This window comes from Paenibacillus silagei (assembly GCF_017874735.1).
Lineage (GTDB): Bacteria > Bacillota > Bacilli > Paenibacillales > Paenibacillaceae > Paenibacillus_AQ > Paenibacillus_AQ silagei.
Genome location: NZ_JAGGLV010000038.1, coordinates 17,290 through 38,619 on the forward strand (window position 1 = coordinate 17,290; position 21,330 = coordinate 38,619).

Here is a 21,330-nt window from a genome sequence, read left to right on the forward strand (position 1 = left end):
CTATATCCAGATCAGGAGGGCATTTCAATCGCTTTTTCATCTGCCCTGGCCCTCACAGCGGCAATAATGCCACACTCTCCCTGCCGCGAAGCTGGCTGATCATCGATGTCCAGGCTTCCGGCTTGTCCTCCAGCACGGCGTAATAACGGGTCAGGAAATCGGCCACCAGCGGCGCCGCGAGGCTCTCCAGCTCCTCATCTCCGGGCATGAAGCAGAGGTCCAGACCGGACACGGCCTCGCCATCTCCCTGCCAGGAAGGGTGGACATAGGGAATATCTATTCTTTTATAGCCCAAATGCGACAGAACCTCACGGCGGACGTACGGGTCCATCGGCTTAATTCCGCCAAAATCATATCCCACACGGTACGGATCATAGATCTCAGCGAACATCCCCAGCAGCTCCGTGTGATTCTCAGCCGCCAGCTTCTCCAGGTCCTTCAAGCGTTGACGCGCCAGAAAACGGCCAATGCCTAGCCCTTCCCGGCCAATGATGGTGAAATCGGTCATCGCTACATTCCAGTCGGCATAGTAACGGTATTCCGTAGTGCCTACAACCTTCCCTTCATGCACCGCAGCGAACACGCGTATTCCCGGATCGGCAAGCGGCTCCTTCCACAAGCTGTACTCCAGCACTTCCTCGGGCGGAAATACATCCGACAGCAGCTGATGCACCTCTCTGAACAACGGGTCGGCAATATCTGTAATTCTTCTATAATCCATAGTCAAGGGATCTCCTCCAAGTGATAGGCTGTATTCATTTATTGAAAAGGATTCCGCCATTCCATCAGCGCTGCGTAATTCCCTGATTCCTCGTCCTCCAGATAACCTGCGACCACACGAACGGGAGACCGGCCGCACCGCAGCAGAAAAGTAATCACCGGATCAGACCAGCTTCCGGCGATAACCCCGGCCAGATACTCTTCCGCTGTCATCTGCCCGGCCACCCGGTGATAGCCCGGCATCCGGCCCGCTCCCAGCAGCCGCTCCAGCTTCTGCTGCACGACCACATGGTATAACGACTGGACCAGCTCCTTGCCCAGACCCAGCTTGCGGTACCCGGGACGGACACACAAATCCGCGATATAAAGCGTGTTCCCCCCCGGCTGATGCGTAGTGAGATAACCGTCGGCCGTAACCTCTGACCACGTATGATGATGCACCGGCGCCTCCGGGTAAAAATTCATCAGGAATCCGGTAACCGATCCGGCCAGCTCCCCGGCCACCTCTACACATAAGGCCCCTTCCGGAAAAAGTGTCACGTGATTCAGCAGCTGCTCCCGGTTCCACCACAGCTCCGCAGGATAAGGCGGCGGGAACGCCTCGGACTGAATCGTGATCAGCTCGGTGAAGTCAGCTTCCGTATAGGAACGGATCACCGCAGGCACCGGCGTCTTGCCGTCCAGAGCGTAGAACTTCTTATAATACATCCGTTAGTCTCCCCCTTACGTCCAGTCGGTGTACAGATCGGTGCGGCGGTCACGCCACGTGGTTACAGACCCGTGTTCCCGGACGCGATACAGCAGCTCCAGATCCAGATCGGCGGTGATGATCATATCGTTGTTGATCTCTCCTTCGGCCAGCAGACCCTGCGGAGGGAACGGAATGTCATTGGGTGTGATAATCGCCGCCTGGCCGAAGTTGGCCCGCATCAGATCCACGGTAGGCAAGGAGCCTACGGTCCCGGTCAGCACCACGTAGACTTGATTCTCGATAGCCCGCGCGTGGCTTGTATACCGTACCCGGTGGAAGCCGTGGCGGTCATCCGTGCAGGACGGGCAGAAGATCACATCTGCGCCCTTGGCCCGGGCCATGCGCACAATCTCCGGGAATTCAATGTCATAGCAGGTCAGCATGGCAATGGTCCCATGATCTGTCTGGAATACCTGAAGCTCCTCACCCGCCCCCATATTCCAGCCCTCTACCTCAGCAGGGGTAATATGCAGCTTGGCCTGCTCGGCAATTCTTCCGTCCGGGTAAAAAAGATGGGCTACATTATACAGCTTGCCGCTGCGCCGCAGCACATGGGTCCCCCCAATAATGTGTACCGCATACTTCCTCGCGTACCCGGAGAACATCTCCAGGTAACGGTCCGTGAACTGCGGCAGATCCTCAATCCCCAGCGCCTCCCCGTCCTCGCCTCCGATCGACATCAGCTGTGTCGTAAGAAATTCAGGGAAGAGAATAAATTCGGCCCCGTACTCCCCGGCCGTCTTGATATAGTGCTCACACTCGGCAGCAAACTCCCCGAAGGAGGAGATGGTGTGCAGATGATATTGTACAGCAGATACGCGAAAAGCCATGGCGGCAGTCCTCCCGTGCATGATAGTTACATGCATTTTCATAAGTATCTAAAATTTTACCATAACCGTTCACAAGTAGAAACGGCTTTGCCGTCCTTTTAAAGGACACTCCCTAGTTCCCCACCGGGTCGGGCAAGTTCCGCTTTCTCTGCCAATGGTGAATATCTCCTCTCATCCTTTCCCATAATGAGGAATACAAGCCGCAGCAGCCCTCACGGGGCCAGCCTGTGTCACTGCTTGAATTCGAAGGAGCCTGATACCATGACGCGCGATTCTGCCACACCCAAAGTCCGCAAACGCCGCTTCCGCCTGCTCTTTCGGCTGCTGGCCGTCTCCGCCCTGCTCTTCCTCCTGGCAGCCGGCGCTCTGCTTGGATACCTATATCAGAAGCCGCTCCCCCCGCTCGGGGATGATGTCCGCTCCAGACTGCTTGACGCACGGGGCAATGTGATGACCACCTTCACTACAGACGGCCGCAGCCGCGAGCCTGTTGAGCTTAACCGGATCTCCCCGCTGCTCATCAAGGCCACGCTGGCTGTGGAGGACCGGAAATTCTATAATCATATCGGCTTTGATCTGAAAGGCATGGGGAGAGCGGTGCTCGCCAATCTGGAGGCGGGCAGACGCACGCAAGGGGCCAGCACCTTAACCCAGCAGCTCGCGCGCAATCTGTACCTGACCCATGAGAAGACCTGGACCCGCAAGGCCAAGGAAGCGCTATACACTCTGCAGCTGGAAATGAAATACTCTAAGGATGAAATCCTGAATATGTATTTAAATGAAATCTACTACGGACACGGCGCTTACGGAATCGAGGCTGCGGCCCGGATGTATTTCGGTAAAGCTGCCGCAGATCTGGATCTGGCGGAGAGCGCCCTGCTGGCCGGAGTGCCCAAGGGACCCACCTATTATTCTCCTTATAATCATCTGGACAGCGCCTTGAAGCGTCAAGGCATTATCCTGGCTGCCATGGTCGAGACGGGGGATATTACGGAGTCGCAGGCACAGGAGGCCGCTAAGGAGCAGCTCAAGCTGAGCCCGCAGGGTCAAAAGGATACCACGGTGGCTGCACCCTATTTCCGCGATTATGTGCGCAGTCAGGTGATCGACAGCCTGCATATCAGCAGTGACGAGCTGGACCGGGGCGGGCTGAATGTCTATACAACGCTTGACCCGGATATGCAGCAGGCTGCGGAAGCGGCGGTGGATCAAGGGATGGACCACAGCAGCGAGCTGGAGACAGCCCTGGTCTCCGTTGATCCCCGTACCGGCTATGTGAAGGCTATGGTCGGGGGCACAAATTACCGGACCAGCTCCTTCAACCATGCGCTGGCGAAGACGCGCCAGCCCGGCTCTTCCTTTAAGCCGATTATGTATTTGGCGGCGCTGTCGACCAAAGAAATGACCGGCTTGTCCGTCTTCAACAGCCAGCCGACGCTGTTCCATTATGATAACAACCGCAAGACGTACCAGCCCCGGAATTTCGGGGATAAATATCTGGGAGAGATTAATATGCGGCAGGCCATTGCCGCGTCCGACAATATCTATGCAGTGAATACTATTATGAAGATCGGGGCAGATAAGGTCGCCGCTATGGCGGCCGCCATGGGGATTAACAGCCCGCTACAGAGCGTTCCTTCTCTGGCGCTTGGAACCTCGCCTGTCAGCCCGCTGGAGATGGCCGCAGCCTTCGCAGTGATTGCGAATGGCGGAGTGAAGCAGCCGGTCACTGCGGTCCTGAAGATCACGGATGCGGGCGGACATCTTCTATATGAAGCTCCGCAGCCAGAGGGTCAGCCCGTGGTTGAGCCGGCAGCGGCTTACGTGTTAACCCGGCTGATGGAGGGGGTCTTCGAGAGCGGAGGCACCGGGAACCGGGTGGCCTCGATGATCAAGCGTCCGGTTGCCGGCAAGACCGGCACTACAGATACCGACGGATGGATGGTAGGCTTCACGCCTGAGCTCTCAACCGCCGTCTGGGTCGGATACGATAAGGGCCGCGATATTGCGACCACCGACGGCAGGCGGGCAGCACCGATCTTTGCCGGATTCACGGAAAAAGCACTGGAGAATGTGCCGCCGAAGATTTTTCCCATTCCCGATGGCGTGGTCAGCGTATATGTCGATCCGCTGTCCGGCATGCTGGCTACAGCAGACTGTCCGGAGAAAAAGCTGGAGACCTTCATCAGCGGCACAGAGCCTACCGCATATTGTGACCAGCATAGCTCCGGTGAACCCGGAGCTTCCGGAAGCTCCGATCCTTCCGGCCCTGCCGATCCGGTCAAGGAAGAGCATTCCCTATGGAATAATATCAAGCGCTGGTGGATGAACTAACCGGGGATTGCCGCTCCCCGCTGTCTGCGTTACGATGGGGAGACTGGCAGAGGCGTACGCCCGCCTAACTCCGCCGCAGGAAGGTGTGTCATCCATTCATGAAGCCGAATCACTCCGACGGCGTTGATCCGGACGCGCCACAGCTGCTCCAGCCTGAGCTCTACAAGCTCCCGGCAGTTGAAGCAGCACCGCGCCTTCTTGGCCAGCATCTCGTCCGCCGCACAGAAGACGGGGACATCCGCTGCCGTATTGTGGAGACAGAGAGCTATGGAGGCGCTGAGGATAAAGGCAGCCATGCGTATGGCAGCCGCCGGACCGCCCGTACAGAGGTCATGTTCAGCGCCGGAGGCGCAGTGTATGTATACCTGATCTACGGCATGTACCATTGCCTGAATGTCGTAACTGCTGCACAGGACGAGCCTCATGCCGTTCTGATCCGGGCAGTAGAACCACTTACGGAGAGAGATGCCGAGCTTATGAAGGCATACAGGGGAGTTGCCGTGAGGAAGCCCTCGGATCTCTCCGGCGGGCCGGGCAAGCTGTGCCGGGCGCTGCGGATTGACAAGAGCCTTAACCATTCCAGATTCGATCTTCCGGAAGGCCCGCTAAGCATCGAGCAGGGGGAAGACCCGGAGTCCCTGGATATTGTCCAGGCCCCGCGTATCAATATTCCTTATGCGGGAGAGTATGCCGGGCGCCCCTGGCGCTTCTATCTCCGGGGCAATCCTTATGTGTCGGTCAGCGATCCGCAGGCGCAGCCCCACAGGCTGGTCTAAAGGCCTATACTGCTGTTTCGGCTGTGGTATATTGGGTATTAATAAGAGAACCCTAATCAGCCTCTCCCTTGGAACTTTCCAGGCGGAGAGGTTTTTAGTGTGATCTTGTCCTCTACATTTAAAACGCCATAAAATGATAAAACTTCCCATAAAATGACAATAAATAGCCCAATTTGTATACGCTTCCCCCGTTCTCTTAGCTTACAATTACTGTTATAATCATATATATCTACAAAAAATATAAAGATGTAAATGAGGGACATGGGATGAAAGATACAGGCATGATCCGAAGCTTAGACAGTCTCGGAAGAATTGTGGTTCCCGTAGAAATCCGCATGACACGTAATATTGACATTGGGGATCCTATCGAATTTTTTATACTGGATGAGGATATCATCGTCCTCCGAAAGTACACCTCCACAGAATGCACCTTTTGCAGAAGTCTTGATCATGTAACCTACTATAAGGATCAGTTCATTTGCAACACCTGTCTGAAGGAGCTTAGTGACCCCGACCGCGGATCAGAACCCATCCATGCCTCCCCTAGTTCAGCAGAAGAGCATCCCGAGCCAGCCCGCGGGGGACGGAGAAGCAAGACCGAAGAAATGAGTCTGCGTCTTATGAAAGCGATCGAAGATCATCCCTATGCCAACCAGAAGGAGCTTGCCGAGGTTCTCGGCATCAGCCAAGCCAGAGTCAGCCAGCTCAAGCGCAAGCTGAACACTCCCGGCAGAACAGATCCGCAGTAACCGTTATCCATTCATCCCTGCTTAGACATCAGATAAGGCTTGGCCCCGTTGGGGCCAAGCCTTAATTTTTGGGCGAAGCATATAACCTGATCTTCTATTCCGATAGCGCAGCTTTCAGCTCCTCAGGCGAAGCGGCCCACCACTCTTCATTATGGGCCATCAGCAGGGATTTCAGCGCTGCCCGCTCAGCACTTCCAAGTCCATCCAGAATAAGCTTGCGCTTCAAGGCCGCATCCAGCTTATTGACATGATCCGCAAGAATCTTCCAGCCGCGGCGCGCTTCGGTGTCAATCCACATCTCACAGGCGGTAATTCCGCCGTAGAACTGTCCCTCCGGGGTACGGTCAACGGCGACCCATACGACCCATACCTGTCTTCCCGCCGGAACATCCTCACGGTTCATAGAGAATTTAATTCCCTTCTCCACTTTGCTCTTGGCATGCATGGCACCTATATCAATAACGGCGATGCCCTGATCAATAATGACAGGCGATACATTGTTCAGATCAATCGAGCCTGCACCGAAGCCTTTATGCTTGGCTCTGGCGTTCACAATATTCAAGGCAATTTGTTTTTTGCCCTCCGGTTGTACGTTATCCACATGTGCACATCCTTTCCATTCACTAATTATTTAATTTTAGCTAATAATGCGGCGATTGCAAACATATACATCCCGTAGATGCTTGTCACGGGAGGAATCATAGTATGAAGCCACATTCATTAAGGTATACCCTCATCTTCGCAGTCCTGGCTGTCCTCACCTTGCTTGGAGGCGGAATATGGTTTCTGTCAGGGCATAGCCCTGCCGTATGGACTGCCTCTGTTCCAAAAGAGGCCAAGTCCCCCGCCATTATCCCCCGGCAGCAGCCCGTGCAGTCCGATCTCTCAGATACGATCTACACATCGGAGACAGAGGCTTTAAGCCAGCGCGTGGTTGAATATCACATGGATGTGGAGCTCCTGCCGGGTGCGGAGACCCTGGTCGCCTCCGAGACGCTGACCTGGACCCATCCGGGCGCAAAGCCGGTCCAGGAGCTCTACTTTCATCTGTATCCCAATGCATTCTCATCTGCCGGCACCACCTTCATGAAGGAGTCCGGGGGCACGCTTCGCGGTGACAGCATGCCTGCAGGGGGTTACGGGAGCATTACCCTGACAGATTTGCGGACCTCCGAGGGCATTTCGCTGATGCAGCGCACCCAATATGTGCAGCCGGATGACGGCAATGTCAATGACAGAACACTGCTCAAGGTCCATCTGCCGCAGCCGGTGAACGGCGGTGAGAGCGTTACAGTAAGGCTTAAATTCGAGGTCAAGCTGCCGAAAATTTTTGCCCGGATGGGAACCGCTGACGACTTCGTGATGGCCGGCCAGTGGTTTCCGAAGCTTAGCGTCTATGAGCCTGCCGGCAGAAGAGGACTCAAGGAAGAAGGCTGGAACCTGCATCAATACCACGGCAACTCCGAGTTCTACAGTGATTTTGGAATTTACAATGTATCGATTTCTGTCCCGCCCGAGTATAAGGTCGCCGCAACCGGGTTTCCGGTGAGAGACGCCAAGGTGGTGAAGGGGCGCAAGATCTATCAGTTCTATGCAGATGACGTCCACGACTTCGCCTGGGCGGCATCGCCTGATTTCGTGGTTGCCGAGAAGGCCTTCTCCGCGCCGCAGGTGCCCGGGGTGAAGATTAAGCTCTATCTGGACCCGCTGCATAAGCATCTCCAGGAGCGTTACTTCCAGGCGGCTGAGGCTGCACTGATGGCATTCAGCAAGTGGTACGGCCCTTATCCCTACTCCACCTTATCAATTGTTGTCCCGCCGGAGTCCGGCAACGGGGCCGGAGGAATGGAGTATCCGACCCTGATTACCGCCTTCGGCGCCACGGACACTTCACCGGGCACCTCCCTGGAGCGCACGATCATCCACGAGATCGGGCACCAATATTTCTACGGCCTGGTGGCCAGCAATGAATTCGAAGAAGCCTGGCTGGATGAGAGCTTCACCTCTTATGCCGAAGACCGGCTGATGGAACAGGAATACGGTGTGGTCTCCAGCCTCCCGCTGCAGTCCAGCCTGGTCTCCTCTTCACAGCCGCTTAAGCTGGAGACCTGGAAATACACCGGTGATGACGCCTACACGCGCAATGTATACATCCGGGGCAAGCTGGTGCTGAAGGATATCGAACGCATCGCCGGGACCAAGAATATGGATGCCATCCTCGCCGCCTATGCCCGCAAATACCGCTTCCAGCATCCGTCCACCGCCGACTTCCAGAAGGTTGTGGAGAAAGTGACCAAGCAATCCTGGCAGACTTATTTTGAGCGGTATGTCTATAGCGGGGGTGCACCCGACTTCGCAGTCGACGATATCAGGCTCACCGTCAGACAGGACAACAGTGACGGCGGGGGGAGCCGCTACAGCGCTGTGGTTGATGTAAGTAATAAGGGCAGCCTGTACCCCGATGTTCCCGTGAAATTCACCTTCGCAGACGGGTACACGGTGCAGCAATACTGGAATGGCGAGGGTAAGGCTACTTCCTTTGAGTTAGCGTATAAAGCGCCGCTGGTCTCCGCAGAGATCGATCCGGGGCATTCCATTCTGCTGGAGAGCAGGCATCTTAATAATTTCAGAATGGCGGAGCTTGAGCCGCGTACACTCTCCCGCTGGACGCTTAGTGCATCAACTCTGCTTGAAACCCTGCTCGGAACTCTTGTCTGGTGAGGTGAAGGAATGGTGAAAAGTTCAATTGCCCGCGGTTGGATCAGCATGAAAGAGCAATTCTATATATTGATCCTGCTATTTATCTACCGGCTGTTCTGGGGATATTTCCTGTACAAATTCATTAAAAGCGCGGTTGTCCCCGTCCTGCTCCGCTACCCGGATGCGAATGCCGGCGGCAGCGGAATAGGCAGGCTGCTGTATTATATCGAGGGGCAGACCGCGCTGCGCACCGACCCCGCCGTCCAGCACTGGCTGTGGCTGCTGCTTGCGCTGACAGTGCTAAGGCTGCTGGTGACTCCCTTTATCCGTGCAGGGCTGCTGCACGAGCTTCACCAGGAGCGCGACGGAGCGCGGGGACTGTTCTTTTTTCCCGGAATGAGAAAATATGGGCTGCCGGTGCTGGTGTTCAGCCTCATCGAATGGGCGCTAACCCTCCTGCCGCTCTATTGGCTGCTTCCGCGTATGTACCGTCATCTGCTCAGCGGCGTTCTCGATGTCCAGCTTCTGCTGAAGCTGGTGCCTTATGTGCTGGGCTGGCTGCTCTATCTCTTCCTTGTCCGCAAGCTTCTGCTCTATATGCAATTCGGCTATACCGCCGGTACCGGCATGTTCTCCTCACTGCTGATCTGCCTGAAGATGCTGATGCCTTCGATCGGTATATCCATCGTTCTGGGGGCGGGAAGCCTGGCCGTAATTCTGCTCTGCAGCGCCTCTGCTCTGTTCTATCCCGGATTGCCGGCCCTTATGCTCCGCCAGGCAGCTCCGCTGCCCTCCACGCTGTTCGATATGTGGGGAATCGCTGCCCAGTACCACCTCTGGTCCAGTAAATCATTTCCACAATAATAAGCTGCTGAAGCGGCATACTAAAGAGAGTCATAGCCCCTTATCAGGGAGCAGGACTCTTTTTTGCTTGAACGGAGGACAAAAGCATTTGCAAAAGGATAAATCCTCTGATACAATGATGGCTGTACTAGTAGTAACAAACTTGTAATCTTTCAAGCAAAATCTTCCGTAACTATTGCAATTTAATCAATGCCGATAAGTCACTGTTCTGGTGCATAAAACGCCGAATTCCCTGCACCGGGAAGTGGGGGAACCATATTTTGGGTGAATTGATCTCGCTTTAGAGGGGTCATAGGGGAACCTTCTACCGAATCCTTAAGCTAACCTCGCAGGCCCTGGAAGGAGTACATCTTTTGATTAGTCAGAATTTCAAGAAAAAATGCACCGCAGCAGCGCTGGGTCTTGTGATGGTATTCACACTCGGAGCAGGCAGTGCCTTCGCAGATTCCAAGATGGATACTGTGATTTCAAAAACCATTGGAACATCGTATAAAACCGGGGGCACAACCACCAGCGGCTTCGACTGTTCCGGATTTACCAAGTATGTGTTCAAGAATGTCGGGCTTACCTTGCCCCGTACCTCCAAAGCACAGTTCAAAGTTGGAACAAGTGTATCCAAGAGCAATCTGCGTTCCGGTGATCTCGTGTTCTTCAATACCCTGGGTAACGGAGTGTCCCATGTCGGTATTTATGTTGGAAACGGGAAGTTCGCACAGTCCTCAAGTTCACGTGGTGTAACCATCAGTTCGATGAGCCAGTCCTACTGGGCCAACCGCTACGTTGGCGCCAAACGAGTAATGAGCACAACAGCCTACCAAGCTGTCGCTTACGATTGACCCCTTGAAGCATACCCCGAATATTTCAGCCTCTAACAACTAAATGTAACTTATACGAGCCCGGGATGATTATTGCCGTAATCATTTCCGGGTTTTTCCTTTTCCTTATTCTACCTTTTACACCGAATTCGCAGCCTTGAAACAGCATTTTTTTGCAAAAACAAAGAAATAATCATATAAATTAACCCCTGCGCATAGATATGAGTCTTTGGAAAGGGCTATAACTCTAAAAAACAGCAAAAAATCTGCATTAATATGTTATAAGTGATTGCCAAGCGCCGAAGTCTTTGTTACAATTATCGCAGTGAGTTTTTAGTAACATTTTTGTAATTATTGAATCGATTTTAACAAAGGTTTTGTCATGTATTGAATGAACCGCTAATCCTAATCAACAGTCGTGCCGAGTTCCCTAATGAATTAGGGAAACGGGGGAACCACTTTGGGTGAATTGACCTCCTATTCTAAGAGGGGTCATAGGGGACCTTCAACCGAACCCTTAAGCTAACCTCGTAGGCATTGGAAGGGGTATTTACTTTTGAAGAAGAAGCTAGCAGCCGCAGTACTAAGCTTGTCCATTATCTTCACCATCGGAGCAGGAAGCGCTTTCGCGGATTCCAAAATGGATAAAGTGATCGACAAAGCCATCGGAACCAAATACGTGTCCGGCGGTACATCAACTAACGGGTTTGATTGCTCCGGATTTACAATGTATGTTTTTGATAAGATCGGCATTAACCTGCCCCATCAATCCGGCTCCCAGTATCAGATGGGCTCTGCCGTGTCCCGTGACGAGATGAGACCGGGCGATCTTGTATTCTTCAATACAAGCGGTAAGGGCATATCCCATGTAGGTATTTATGTTGGTGACGGCGAATTCGCCCATGCCTCTTCCTCACGTGGTGTAACCATCAGTTCGCTGAGTGACAGCTATTACGTCAACCGCTACGTTGGCGCCAAGCGAATCATGAGTACAGATGCCTACAAGACTGTAGCTTCGGATTCCCAAGACAACGATGATGTACAATAATCCTTTGTAACCTAACGCTCTTTTCCGAGATTTTTGCCGAAATCTTGGAGAAGGGCTTTTTTTGTCTATAAAATTACTTACCCCTCTCTATATTTGTAAAACACTGATTCTGCGCTTTCGGAAAATATATTTTGGCGTTTGTCAAGTTTCTGCATTTCCGTAAGGAAATTGCGTCGAAACTCGCTGTTTTTGTATATAATTAATAGAAGAAATGAATTTATGTCCCTTGGAAGGAGGCCTCCCTTAATGATTAGCTCCCCGCTAACCTTTTATGTGGTGCCTATGGAGCCGCAGCATGCCGCTGAGATCTGTGAGTGGAGCTACAAGCCGCCGTATAATATTTACGGCTGGATGTCCTGGGAGCAGATGCAGGCGCTGGGCGTGGAGTTCGGAGACCCGCAGCTGCGCATTGAGCAATATGTATCGGTTGTGAATGGAGAGGGGGATCTGTGCGGCTTCGCCCAGCTCTTTCCGATGGAGGGGGTAGTCCGGCTTGGTGTCGGAATGCGGCCCGAGCTGTGCGGCCATGGAATGGGGCATCTGTTCATGAAGGCTATTGTGCAGGCAGCACGGTCGCGTTACCCGGAATGTGAGATCGACCTGGAGGTGCTGACCTGGAACCAGCGCGCCATCCGCGCCTACCAGAAATGCGGGTTCACCATAACGGATACCTATGAACGCCGCACTCCGACCGGTAATAAGCCTTTTTATTGCATGGTCTATGAGGAATAGCACCGGAGACAAGAGAGTTTTGCAAAAAATGGATCATTTGTGTTCATTTTTTTGACACACATACTATGATAACGCTTCACCATCCGCTATAATGGAGACAGCAGCTTACATGGAGGGACGGATGCAGATGCAGAAATGGATCATGAGCGGTTTGTTTTTTGCCGCCTGTGCCTTTGCAGTAATCTTAATGTTTACCCTACCCGGTAAATCCGAGGTGGCGGAGCAGAACAAGCCGACCATGCCGGAGGTTGTGCTGGACGCTGCGGGCGCAGAAGCCACAGTGAAGGCCAATTGTATCTCCTGCCACGGAGACCAGCTTCAGGGCGGGGCGGGACCCAGCCTGCAGCAGGAAGGGGCTTCGCATGACGCAGCTCAGATCTACAGCATAGTCACCAAGGGCCGCGGACAGATGCCTTCCTTCAAAGACAGGCTGGCCCCTGAAGAGATTGCGAATGTAGCCCTATGGCTGGCCGAGAAGAAATAATCCGCAACCTGTACTCACACCATGCTCCTCATTCTAAATGTATAATGCCCGTGACGAGGATAACGAACAATCCTTGCACGGGCATTTCTATTAATTAGATATTCCTGTTGTCTCCATAGGGGCCTTGTCCTCTAGCGGGTCTTCTCGAATGCCTCATTAAATTCATGCGCCTGGCGGAGATCAAGCTTCTCCACATCTGCAGCCAGCCGCAGAACAACCGTCTTGTAATCAATGGTGATATGCGGGTGATGGTCAAAGGCCTCCGAAATTGTCGCTACCTCATCCACAAAGGCAATTCCCTTCATATATTCACTGAACATATATTTGCGCACCAGCCTATCCCTCTCCAGCTTCCAGCCCTCAAGCTTGCCGATCTGCTCCTGCAGTTGTTCCTCAGTTAATTGCAATTCGTTTCCTCCCTTGCTAAGTTAACGGTTCCTTCAGCCTGCTCTTCTCCTTCAAATAAAACATCCCTCAGCTTCTGAAAGTCCAAGGGATGTGCCAGGCCAAAGATTTTTGATTAAATGTATTCTGACATCCCGGCAATTAGTACTCCACTTCCAATTTTAACATGGCCGGATGCCCGGGACAAACCCGCTGCCGCATTTTTCCCCTGCTTTATACAAGAACGACCGAAGCCAGATCCTCATCGCCCAGCAGAATATTAATGCGGTGTGTTTCTTTATCGTACATCACAACTCCGCTGCCCACCTGAATGACCGGCTCGTTGCCCAGCGCGTAGAACAGATCTTCCGCAAGCGCCTCCCAGACCTCCTGCCTCGATTCCTCCGGCAGATTCGTCCACTCTTCAGGCTCCATTTCAAAAAAAATGTACCCGTCTGCAATCCGTCCAACGGCTCCTGTCAGTTCAACCAGAATTTCACCGTAATCCCTGCCATGCTTAACTCCCACATCAATCACTCCGTTTTCTTCGCTGATGAATAATAACCTACCTTATCTATTATAGCCGAAAAAATCACTTCACAAAAAAGGGAATGATGTCGATAAAGAAGAATATACGTGATTTGGTTACGAACAGAGTGTTCTCCCGCGGTTCAAGGACGAATTACGCGGTTAGTCGATCACTTCTTAATTCTCATGGACGAGGTGCATAAATGGAAATCTCAACAATTCTAGGCCTGGTGTTTGGTCTGATCGCAGTAATCTGGGGGATGATACTCAAGCATGCTCCACTTGCAAGCTTGAATAACCCCGCTGCCTATGTCATTATTTTTCTTGGCACGGCTGCCTCCATCTTCATGGCCTTTCCGATGTCGGAAGTCAAGAATTTCCCTAAGCTGTTGAAGATCCTGTTTACGAAGAAAAAGATGGTCGGTAAGCCCGAACTGATTACCATGTTCATGGAATGGGCATCCATTACCCGCCGCGAAGGGCTGCTGGCTCTGGAGTCCAATGTCGATGAAATTGAAGATAACTTCCTCCGAAACGGCATGCGGATGATTATTGACGGCAATGATCAGGAGTTCGTCCGTGATGTATTAATGGAAGATATTCATGCCACTGAAGACAGACATAAAGCCGGAGCCTTGATCTTCTCCCAGGCCGGGATGTATGCCCCTACACTAGGGGTACTCGGGGCTGTTATCGGGCTGATTGCCGCCTTGGGTGATATGAGTAATATGGACGTCCTGGCCCATGCGATTGCCGGTGCCTTCATTGCAACCCTGCTCGGGATATTCACCGGTTATGTCATGTGGCACCCTATGGCCAACAAGCTGAAGCGGATATCCAAACGCGAGATTGAAGTCCGCCTGATGATGGTGGAGGGTCTGCTCTCTATCCAGTCCGGGGTGTCTACCATAGCTATCAACCAGAAGCTGTCCGTCTTCCTGACTCCGTCCGAGCGTGCCAAGCTGAGCGAGAAGGAGGGGGCTTCCAGTGAGCAAAAAGACTAGGCATGAGGAACATGAAGAGCATGCCGATGAATCCTGGCTGCTTCCCTATTCCGATCTGATGACCTTGCTGGTTGCTCTGTTCCTTGTTATGTACGCCATGAGCGCTACGGACGCCGTGAAGTTCCAGCAAATGGCTGAAGCCTTCAATTCAGCGCTCAGCGGCGGCGGCGGCGTCCTGGAGTACCGGTCGGATTCTCCGACCAGCACCCAGCTGGACCAGGGCAAGCAGGATAAAATGAACAATGTGATTGCCAAGAACACCGGCACCTCCGATCTGTCCAAGCTCCGTGCCAAGGAGCAGGAGGATCTGGAGAAGCTGAAGAAGCAGTTCGACCAGTACATCAAGAACAACGGAATGACCGATTTGCTTAGCACCAAGCTGAATCAGTCCCAGCTGATGATCACGATTAGCGACAATGCCCTCTTCGCTTCGGGACAGGCTGTAGTGAAAGATGAATCCCGCCAGTTGGCTAAGTCGATCTCAACGATGCTGCAGCAATTCCCTGATTATGAAGTATTGGTGCAGGGGCATACCGATAATGTTCCGATCTCCAACAGCACGTACTCCTCGAACTGGGATCTTAGTGTAGATCGTGCCCTTGAGTTCATGAAGATTCTGCTGCTGAATCCCAACCTGGACCCGACGAAGTTCAGTCCGACCGGCTCTGGCGAATATCATCCCATCGCTAGCAATGCTACGGCTGCCGGGCGGGCCAAAAACCGCCGGGTAGAAGTATCCATCCTGCGTAAATATAAGGACGCTGCTGCGGAGACAACGGATGTCTCTAATGTAACAGCTCCCTGATAGTAAGGAAACAAATAAGAGCTGCTTCGAACGGCCCTACCAGGGTCTATCGGAGCAGCTCTTATTATAGGTATGGGCATTATAATCTTATTGCAGCTGATAGTTCAGCATAGCCCCCAGCTCTTGCTTCTCTTCCTGGGACAGCTCCCGCCATTCTCCGGTCTTCAGTGCGCCAAGGCGGATATTCATTACCCGGATGCGCTGCAGCCGCCGGACTTCATAACCGAAGGCACTGCACATGCGGCGGATTTGCCGGTTCTTGCCCTCAGTCAGCACGATACGGAATACCCGCTCACTAATACGCGTAATTTCACAGGGAAGTGTCTTACTGCCCAGAATTTTCACGCCGGTGGACATCCCGGTCAGAAAAGAAGGCGTGACGGGTCGATCTACAGTGACCACATATTCCTTCTCATGCTTGCCTTCTGCGCGTAAAATTTTGTTAACAATGTCACCGTCATTGGTCAGCAGAATCAATCCCTCTGAATCCTTGTCGAGCCGCCCGATCGGGAAAATCCGCTCCTCATGCCCTATGAAATCGACAATATTGCCTTGAATATGTGCTTCTGTAGTAGAGGTAATGCCAACCGGCTTATGAAGGGCGATATACACGATCCTGCTGCCCGTCTGAAGCGGCTGTCCGTCAATCAGGACAATATCCCCGGCCTCGGCTTGGCTGCCCAGCATAGCGGGCTCCCCGTTGATGGTGACCCGCCCTCCCTCGACCAGCTTGTCTGCTTCACGGCGTGAACAATAGCCTGTCTCACTGATGAATTTATTGATTCTCATGTTCGTCTTCACTCCGTTCTATATTCATAACGGCCGGAGGTACTGGCTCCTTCGCTTCAGGCAGCTTGATAATTACCTGTGCCCCCCGGCCATACTCGCTTCTAATCTCCAGGCTGCCCTTATGGGCCTGAATGATCCGCTGGCTGACCATCAAGCCGAGACCGGTTCCGGACTCTTTGTTCGTAAAGAACGGTTCTCCCAGCTTGGGCAGCATATCCTCAGGGACGCCTCCGCCCTCATCCGTGATCACAACAACCACAGAATCATCCTGCTCCTGCTGCTCCACCGTAATCGTTCCCCCGTCCGGCATCGCTTCGATCGCATTTTTGATTACATTGATAAATACCTGCTTCAGCTGATTCTCCTCACAGTGCACCATGGCGGGTACTCCCGAGAAATGTGTGGTAAATTCAATGCCGAACAGGTGGGCCTGACTGTCCAGCAGGGAGATGACATCGCCGACAATATGCCGCAGATCCCTTTGCTGGAAATGAACAGCCTGCGGCTTCGCTAGAATCAGGAACTCACTGACAATCATATTGATCCGGTCCAGCTCCGAGAGCATCAGATCTATATGCAGCGGAACGAGAACCTTCTTCTCCTGCTGAAGCTGCAGGAAGCCCCGCAGGGTGGTCAAGGGATTACGGATCTCATGGGCAACGCCTGCGGCAAGCTGGCCGACTGTAGTCAGCTTCTCCGAGCGTCTGAGCAGCTCCTCGATCCGATTGCGCTCGGTCATGTCACGGGATACATGGACAACCGACTGCGGCTGGCCCTCTTCATCCCGGATAACCGAGCTGCTGACGCTGACCTCTACCAGGGAACCGTCACGCTTCAGCCTGACGGTCTCCACAGGCGGCAGAGATGCCCCGTCCTTAAGCTGCTGCAATCGTATACTCTCCTGCTGCTGCACAGTGGCCGGAACCAGATAAGGCGGCTTGACCAGAGCATCCGCAGCGCCCCATCCATAGAGATCCTCGAACGCTCTGTTCGTACTAATGATCCGCCCTTCCATATCCACCGTGTGGATGGCATCCGAAGTGCCGTTAATGACCGACTCCAGATGCTCCTTAACCGCACGGTTCTCCTCCAGTGTCTGCCCCAGCCGGTTCGTGTGCTGCAGCAGATGTGAGGTCATCGCATTAATGCGCTGGGCCAGCTGTCCAAGCTCATCGCGGCTGGATACATTAAGCGGGGGCTCGAACTTGCCCTTGGCCACATCATTGACCTTAGCCAGTATATCCTGAATCGGGCGTGTAACAACACCCGCCAGGACATAACTCGCCAAGAGAAAGATAATAAGCAGCAGGACCGAGGTGGTGATATTATTGAACAGCTGCTCGCGGATGACTGAGGAGATCGCCTGGTAGTCCATGACTACACTGATCACATAATCCGCCGCTCCCGGCCGCTCAATCGGAATGAAGCTTTTGAGTACTCTTTTACCCAATGCCTTCGTATCCAGCGTTACCGGCTCGCCCTTGTTCAATGCTTCACGGATTGCCGCCTTGTCCTCTGCAATATTGCCGTAGGAATAGGTTCCGTACTGAATAGGGCGGTTCCGCAGCTTCGTGTTCTTGGGATCTGTACCATCAGGCAGCATGCTTGAGGCCCCGAAGGTCTTCGGATTGATTCCCGTAATCTCCAGAATTCCGGGATTTACAGCTTTGGATTCCTGGATGATCTCATCGGGACTCATAATTTTGACATAATCGCTTACCGCTGTGCTCCGGACGAACGGATCTATGATATAATTGCGTGCCCCGTCATAATAATAACCCCATTTATCAATATACTCCGGATTGGAGGTTGAATATTCAAACGGCCCGGACCAGAAATTCTCCAGGGATTGCCCCTGATCGACAGATACCCGCTGGCCTGCAAACAGCTCCAGAAAAGCCACATACCAAAAACCCATGCCTCTGGTCGAAAGTCCAATCTCTGCAGGATCTGAAGATTTGGCTACGATAATATCATCCGCAGTCTTCACCAGCAGAGAGATATTCGACACCCCCAGCTTGGTGGATAGCGCCTTCAATTGTTGATTGGTAATATTCCTGATATCCGGGTCCAGCTCATAGGACGCCAGAATGGCGGTCAAGCGCAGGTTCTGGGCAATTTTATCCTGCACGTAATTCGAGCTGTAGCCGCTCTGCTCCACCGATACTGCAACCTGCTTCGCAGTGATCTTCATGTTGCTTACACTCTCATTACGCAGATTATTCCGGGCAGCATAAAGATTGAGCGAAAGATTAAGCATCAAGATTAAGAGCACCGAGCCAAATATAATCGCTGATAATTTCGTTTTTATGGACAAGCGTATTGTTCACCTCTTATCCGCTGGTAAATCCTAGCGGGCATTCAACATAATCATACCTTTTGCCCTCCCATTTGAAAAGGCCTTTCCCCACAGCCGGGTGCTGGCAGATATTGAATTATCGGGGCAGTTTCACTACAATAGGTAAGAAACCATCCACAGGTTATGCACATATAAACATTTTGCCAAATCGCGATGTGCACAATTTTGTGTATAAGTCGGCCGTTATCCACAGAGTTGTCCACAATTTGTTAAGAACGAATATTTGTTCGTTGTACAATGGGCATAGAAGAAGGGAAGATGCATTTGAATACCAGGCTTGAAGAACTGCCGGCGGAGGAGCGGGCCATTCATGAACATTGGATGACAGAAGCGATAGGAGAAGCCCGCAAGGCCGAGGCCTTGGGCGAAGTGCCGATTGGTGCCGTGGTCGTCCACGAAGGCCAAATTATAGGCCGCGGATATAATCTGCGTGAGACGACTCTTGACTCCACTGCCCATGCGGAGATGGTAGCGATCCGGGAAGCCAGTACAGCCCTGGGCTCCTGGCGTTTGCTCGATTGCCAGCTCTATGTTACCCTGGAGCCTTGTCCTATGTGTGCAGGAGCGATGGTGCAGTCCAGGGTGCCACTCACCGTGTATGGCACTCCAGACCCCAAAGCCGGCTGTGCAGGGACCTTGATGAACCTGCTGGAGGAATCTCGCTTTAATCACCGTACAGAGGTCATCCAGGGCGTGCTGCAGGAGGAATGCGCGGAGCTGCTGACCTCCTTCTTCCGCAAGCTGCGGAAGCGGCCTGCGAAGCTCTAGAACGCCCATTAACACTTATATTATGCTCATAAGGAGAATGCCAGATGTCGTACAAGCTGTATAACAATGCACAGGGGATCTATCTCTCGCTGCTGGAGCTTACGGATGCCGAAGAGCTGCTTAGCCTCCGTCTGCGTAACCGAACCGCACACCAGCAATTTGAGCCCCTGCGCAGTGAAGACTACTTCACCCTGGAGAGCCAGCGGCAGCTGATTAACCAGCGTATCCTGGATGCGCAGCAGGACAGCGCGTATATGTTCGGGATTTATCTGCTCAGCGGCGAGCTGATCGGCCAGATTACGATCTCCAATGTAGTGCGGGGAGTCGGTCAATTCTGCGATATCGGCTATCTGATCGATCATGAGCAGCAGGGGCAAGGCTATACCAGTGCCGCCGTACACCTGATCCTCGGGTATGCCTTCCGCTCTCTGGGGCTTCACCGGGTACAGGCTGCCATCCTGCCCCATAATACCGGTTCACGCAGAGTGCTGGAGAAGAACGGCTTCCAGGCCGAAGGACTCGCGCGCCGCTTCATCCGGATCAACGGCGAATGGCAGGATCACCGCACCTACGCCATTCTGGCTGAGGAATTCCTGCCAGAGGGACAGGAATCCCCTTAACCTTCATATGTCCACACAAAAACCCGTATGAGCGCAATATGCTCATACGGGTTTTTGGCGTGCGGAACTATGGTATTAATAAGTACCCGTACCCATGCCTCCGAATTGCTGCTGCAGCTCTTCCAGAGTAATGACATCATCGCCTTGCGGAATGCCAATCTTGAAGGTCTGCTTCTCATTGATCTTACTGTATTGGTTGCTTGCATTCATAGATAAGGTAACGTTCTCACCCTTGTCAGGATCATTAACCTTGATGTCCATGAGCATATCCTGGTATACCGGATAGTCATCTTTATTAACCGCAGTGTTCAGGTGGAACTGGTTAATGGTAAGATATTTATTCAGATCAGCCAGGCTCTTATCAAACTCGGCACGTGCTTCGCTGGATTGCAGCTCTTCCTTGGCTTTGGCCAGATCAGCGGAGTCAACCTGCAGCAGATCTTTATATTCATCCTTACTCAAAATATCCATGATCTTAGGCAATGCGTTGTTCACGAGGATCGTAAGCGCCTCTTTGACATTATCATTGGTTACCTGGAACTGAACCACCTGCTTGGCATCTACGCCTTCAGGCAGGCCGGCATCCTTAGGTTTGATATTGTTGAAGTATTTCGCTTCATCGTACTCGCCCAGCAGCGTATTCATCACTTCATTCGACAGCTTCTGCACTTTCTGTGCATCCATCTGCGCAGGATTGAATTCTGTTCCCTGCTCTTCGGCCAGCTTCTTCAGATCCACCTCTACGAATTTATTGACAATCGTCTCAGGAATCGGCAGGAACGGAATCGAAGGCACTTTGACGTACAGCTTCTGTCCGGACATAACCATCGGAACCGTGAAGGACATAGCCATATCCCCCTTCAGATTCAGAACCGTTGTAAGCTCTGTCTGCATCGGCTCAGCCTGATAGACTCCATCAATCGTAAGCTCTGCATTCTTAAGCATGCTTAGAATCTGACCCGTCGAAGCGTCAGCCTCATTAGTACCGGTGTCTATCGTCAGATCGTTAATGACCACCTTACTCTTCATTTCGTAAGATGTCATAGCTGTAGCTTTGGCTGCAGCTGAAGTCAGAGCCTCCTTCGGCTCCTCTTTCTTTGCACAACCCGGCAGAATTACTGCAGCAGTTAACAGTAACGCGGCAGCGGATAACCCCCACTTTTTGTTCATTATTTTTCTCCTCTCCCATGTAAAAAGTTTCTTTCCCCTCCCTAATGATAAACCATTTGGCAATTATGAGAAACATTTCTCTTCATTTTCATTGTTAAAT

22 protein-coding genes and 2 riboswitches are annotated in these 21,330 nt (G+C 52.7%); of the genes, 13 read left to right on the top strand and 9 right to left on the bottom strand.

The features are described from left to right. Positions 1-52: 52 nt before the first annotated feature. From J2Z70_RS31560 to J2Z70_RS31570, 3 genes are read right to left on the bottom strand one after another with little or no spacing between them, the layout of a single operon-like run. The gene (locus J2Z70_RS31560) at positions 53-721 is read right to left on the bottom strand and encodes a hypothetical protein (protein WP_036724443.1); all 669 of its coding nucleotides are present in this window, start codon (positions 719-721) and stop codon (positions 53-55) included. A gap of 38 nt (positions 722-759) precedes the next feature. Then, a complete protein-coding gene (locus tag J2Z70_RS31565) occupies positions 760-1,428 on the bottom strand; it encodes a GNAT family N-acetyltransferase (protein WP_209879497.1) in 669 nt (222 codons plus the stop codon). Between the two features lie 15 nt (positions 1,429-1,443). Next, positions 1,444-2,301, bottom strand: coding sequence for a carbon-nitrogen hydrolase family protein (locus tag J2Z70_RS31570; protein WP_036724439.1), 858 nt, complete (start codon positions 2,299-2,301; stop codon positions 1,444-1,446). Between the two features lie 261 nt (positions 2,302-2,562). Between J2Z70_RS31570 and J2Z70_RS31575 the strand changes: the two genes are divergently transcribed. The 3 genes from J2Z70_RS31575 to J2Z70_RS31585 all read left to right on the top strand — a co-directional run bounded on the left by J2Z70_RS31575 (position 2,563) and on the right by J2Z70_RS31585 (position 6,160). Continuing rightward, positions 2,563-4,635, top strand: a complete 2,073-nt coding sequence (locus J2Z70_RS31575; RefSeq protein ID WP_209879501.1) for a transglycosylase domain-containing protein — start codon at positions 2,563-2,565, stop codon at positions 4,633-4,635. A gap of 98 nt (positions 4,636-4,733) precedes the next feature. After that, positions 4,734-5,411, top strand: a complete 678-nt coding sequence (locus J2Z70_RS31580; RefSeq protein WP_209879504.1) for a DNA-3-methyladenine glycosylase — start codon at positions 4,734-4,736, stop codon at positions 5,409-5,411. A 266-nt stretch (positions 5,412-5,677) separates the two neighbouring features. Then, positions 5,678-6,160 (top strand): AbrB/MazE/SpoVT family DNA-binding domain-containing protein, encoded by a 483-nt coding sequence (locus tag J2Z70_RS31585; protein ID WP_036724433.1) that lies wholly within the window; start codon positions 5,678-5,680, stop codon positions 6,158-6,160. A 94-nt stretch (positions 6,161-6,254) separates the two neighbouring features. On the opposite strand, the gene J2Z70_RS31590 is transcribed toward J2Z70_RS31585, so the two are convergent. Continuing rightward, positions 6,255-6,761 (bottom strand): YwhD family protein, encoded by a 507-nt coding sequence (locus J2Z70_RS31590; protein WP_036724431.1) that lies wholly within the window; start codon positions 6,759-6,761, stop codon positions 6,255-6,257. A 104-nt stretch (positions 6,762-6,865) separates the two neighbouring features. Between J2Z70_RS31590 and J2Z70_RS31595 the strand changes: the two genes are divergently transcribed. From J2Z70_RS31595 to J2Z70_RS31620, 6 genes are all read left to right on the top strand, one after another. Beyond that, complete coding sequence (locus tag J2Z70_RS31595) at positions 6,866-8,881, top strand: M1 family aminopeptidase (protein ID WP_209879507.1); 2,016 nt, start codon at positions 6,866-6,868, stop codon at positions 8,879-8,881. Positions 8,882-8,890: 9 nt separating this feature from the next. Next, positions 8,891-9,724 carry a hypothetical protein gene (locus J2Z70_RS31600; protein WP_209879510.1) on the top strand — a complete coding sequence of 278 codons (834 nt, stop codon included), beginning with the start codon at positions 8,891-8,893 and terminating at the stop codon, positions 9,722-9,724. A 211-nt stretch (positions 9,725-9,935) separates the two neighbouring features. Continuing rightward, positions 9,936-10,074: riboswitch (cyclic di-AMP (ydaO/yuaA leader) on the top strand. Positions 10,075-10,131: 57 nt separating this feature from the next. Next, positions 10,132-10,560, top strand: coding sequence for a C40 family peptidase (locus tag J2Z70_RS31605; protein WP_051477954.1), 429 nt, complete (start codon positions 10,132-10,134; stop codon positions 10,558-10,560). 388 nt (positions 10,561-10,948) lie between these two features. Continuing rightward, a riboswitch (cyclic di-AMP (ydaO/yuaA leader) is annotated at positions 10,949-11,091 on the top strand. A 4-nt stretch (positions 11,092-11,095) separates the two neighbouring features. Next, positions 11,096-11,587, top strand: a complete 492-nt coding sequence (locus tag J2Z70_RS31610) for a C40 family peptidase (RefSeq protein ID WP_209879512.1) — start codon at positions 11,096-11,098, stop codon at positions 11,585-11,587. Positions 11,588-11,833: 246 nt separating this feature from the next. Next, positions 11,834-12,319 (top strand): GNAT family N-acetyltransferase, encoded by a 486-nt coding sequence (locus tag J2Z70_RS31615; RefSeq protein WP_209879515.1) that lies wholly within the window; start codon positions 11,834-11,836, stop codon positions 12,317-12,319. A 127-nt stretch (positions 12,320-12,446) separates the two neighbouring features. After that, complete coding sequence (locus J2Z70_RS31620; RefSeq protein ID WP_209879520.1) at positions 12,447-12,803, top strand: c-type cytochrome; 357 nt, start codon at positions 12,447-12,449, stop codon at positions 12,801-12,803. Between the two features lie 131 nt (positions 12,804-12,934). Here J2Z70_RS31620 and J2Z70_RS31625 read toward each other — a convergent pair whose 3' ends face one another. Both J2Z70_RS31625 and J2Z70_RS31630 read right to left on the bottom strand, forming a co-directional pair. Further along, entirely contained in the window at positions 12,935-13,210 is a 276-nt protein-coding gene (locus tag J2Z70_RS31625; protein ID WP_036724424.1) for a 4a-hydroxytetrahydrobiopterin dehydratase, read from the bottom strand. 211 nt (positions 13,211-13,421) lie between these two features. Continuing rightward, the gene (locus J2Z70_RS31630) at positions 13,422-13,715 is read right to left on the bottom strand and encodes a hypothetical protein (protein WP_036698940.1); all 294 of its coding nucleotides are present in this window, start codon (positions 13,713-13,715) and stop codon (positions 13,422-13,424) included. A gap of 203 nt (positions 13,716-13,918) precedes the next feature. Here J2Z70_RS31630 and motA point away from each other — a divergent pair, with 203 nt between their 5' ends. Beyond that, entirely contained in the window at positions 13,919-14,719 is an 801-nt protein-coding gene (gene motA, locus J2Z70_RS31635; protein ID WP_036724422.1) for a flagellar motor stator protein MotA, read from the top strand. Further along, positions 14,703-15,524: a flagellar motor protein MotB gene (motB, locus tag J2Z70_RS31640; RefSeq protein WP_036724421.1), complete on the top strand. Its 822-nt coding sequence runs from the start codon at positions 14,703-14,705 to the stop codon at positions 15,522-15,524. Before motA ends, motB begins: the two co-directional genes overlap by 17 nt. An 87-nt stretch (positions 15,525-15,611) precedes the next feature. Here the strand turns inward: motB and J2Z70_RS31645 are convergent, their stop codons facing one another. Both J2Z70_RS31645 and J2Z70_RS31650 read right to left on the bottom strand, forming a co-directional pair. Next, positions 15,612-16,313, bottom strand: coding sequence for a pseudouridine synthase (locus tag J2Z70_RS31645; protein ID WP_209879523.1), 702 nt, complete (start codon positions 16,311-16,313; stop codon positions 15,612-15,614). Then, positions 16,300-18,573, bottom strand: a complete 2,274-nt coding sequence (locus J2Z70_RS31650) for an ATP-binding protein (protein ID WP_245368690.1) — start codon at positions 18,571-18,573, stop codon at positions 16,300-16,302. The genes J2Z70_RS31645 and J2Z70_RS31650 overlap by 14 nt, the downstream gene beginning before the upstream one ends. Before the next feature lie 363 nt (positions 18,574-18,936). Between J2Z70_RS31650 and tadA the strand changes: the two genes are divergently transcribed. Together tadA and J2Z70_RS31660 are read left to right on the top strand one after the other, a co-directional pair. Further along, positions 18,937-19,440: a tRNA adenosine(34) deaminase TadA gene (gene tadA / locus J2Z70_RS31655; RefSeq protein WP_268748444.1), complete on the top strand. Its 504-nt coding sequence runs from the start codon at positions 18,937-18,939 to the stop codon at positions 19,438-19,440. A gap of 44 nt (positions 19,441-19,484) precedes the next feature. Beyond that, positions 19,485-20,060 (top strand): GNAT family N-acetyltransferase, encoded by a 576-nt coding sequence (locus J2Z70_RS31660; protein ID WP_036724414.1) that lies wholly within the window; start codon positions 19,485-19,487, stop codon positions 20,058-20,060. A gap of 75 nt (positions 20,061-20,135) precedes the next feature. Here the strand turns inward: J2Z70_RS31660 and J2Z70_RS31665 are convergent, their stop codons facing one another. After that, positions 20,136-21,230 carry a DUF6612 family protein gene (locus J2Z70_RS31665; RefSeq protein WP_036724413.1) on the bottom strand — a complete coding sequence of 365 codons (1,095 nt, stop codon included), beginning with the start codon at positions 21,228-21,230 and terminating at the stop codon, positions 20,136-20,138. Between the last annotated feature and the right edge of the window lie 100 nt (positions 21,231-21,330).

What these genes read in the sequence shown, in the direction of transcription:
- J2Z70_RS31560 (WP_036724443.1), bottom strand. Translation starts at nt 721, where the DNA reads ATGGATTATAGAAGAATTACAGATATTGCCGACCCGTTGTTCAGAGAG.
- J2Z70_RS31565 (WP_209879497.1), bottom strand. Translation starts at nt 1,428, where the DNA reads ATGTATTATAAGAAGTTCTACGCTCTGGACGGCAAGACGCCGGTGCCT.
- J2Z70_RS31570 (WP_036724439.1), bottom strand. Translation starts at nt 2,301, where the DNA reads ATGGCTTTTCGCGTATCTGCTGTACAATATCATCTGCACACCATCTCC.
- J2Z70_RS31575 (WP_209879501.1), top strand. Translation starts at nt 2,563, where the DNA reads ATGACGCGCGATTCTGCCACACCCAAAGTCCGCAAACGCCGCTTCCGC.
- J2Z70_RS31580 (WP_209879504.1), top strand. Translation starts at nt 4,734, where the DNA reads ATGAAGCCGAATCACTCCGACGGCGTTGATCCGGACGCGCCACAGCTG.
- J2Z70_RS31585 (WP_036724433.1), top strand. Translation starts at nt 5,678, where the DNA reads ATGAAAGATACAGGCATGATCCGAAGCTTAGACAGTCTCGGAAGAATT.
- J2Z70_RS31595 (WP_209879507.1), top strand. Translation starts at nt 6,866, where the DNA reads ATGAAGCCACATTCATTAAGGTATACCCTCATCTTCGCAGTCCTGGCT.
- J2Z70_RS31600 (WP_209879510.1), top strand. Translation starts at nt 8,891, where the DNA reads ATGGTGAAAAGTTCAATTGCCCGCGGTTGGATCAGCATGAAAGAGCAA.
- J2Z70_RS31605 (WP_051477954.1), top strand. Translation starts at nt 10,132, where the DNA reads ATGGTATTCACACTCGGAGCAGGCAGTGCCTTCGCAGATTCCAAGATG.
- J2Z70_RS31615 (WP_209879515.1), top strand. Translation starts at nt 11,834, where the DNA reads ATGATTAGCTCCCCGCTAACCTTTTATGTGGTGCCTATGGAGCCGCAG.
- J2Z70_RS31620 (WP_209879520.1), top strand. Translation starts at nt 12,447, where the DNA reads ATGCAGAAATGGATCATGAGCGGTTTGTTTTTTGCCGCCTGTGCCTTT.
- motA (WP_036724422.1), top strand. Translation starts at nt 13,919, where the DNA reads ATGGAAATCTCAACAATTCTAGGCCTGGTGTTTGGTCTGATCGCAGTA.
- J2Z70_RS31645 (WP_209879523.1), bottom strand. Translation starts at nt 16,313, where the DNA reads ATGAGAATCAATAAATTCATCAGTGAGACAGGCTATTGTTCACGCCGT.
- J2Z70_RS31650 (WP_245368690.1), bottom strand. Translation starts at nt 18,573, where the DNA reads ATGCTTAATCTTTCGCTCAATCTTTATGCTGCCCGGAATAATCTGCGT.
- J2Z70_RS31660 (WP_036724414.1), top strand. Translation starts at nt 19,485, where the DNA reads ATGTCGTACAAGCTGTATAACAATGCACAGGGGATCTATCTCTCGCTG.
- J2Z70_RS31665 (WP_036724413.1), bottom strand. Translation starts at nt 21,230, where the DNA reads ATGAACAAAAAGTGGGGGTTATCCGCTGCCGCGTTACTGTTAACTGCT.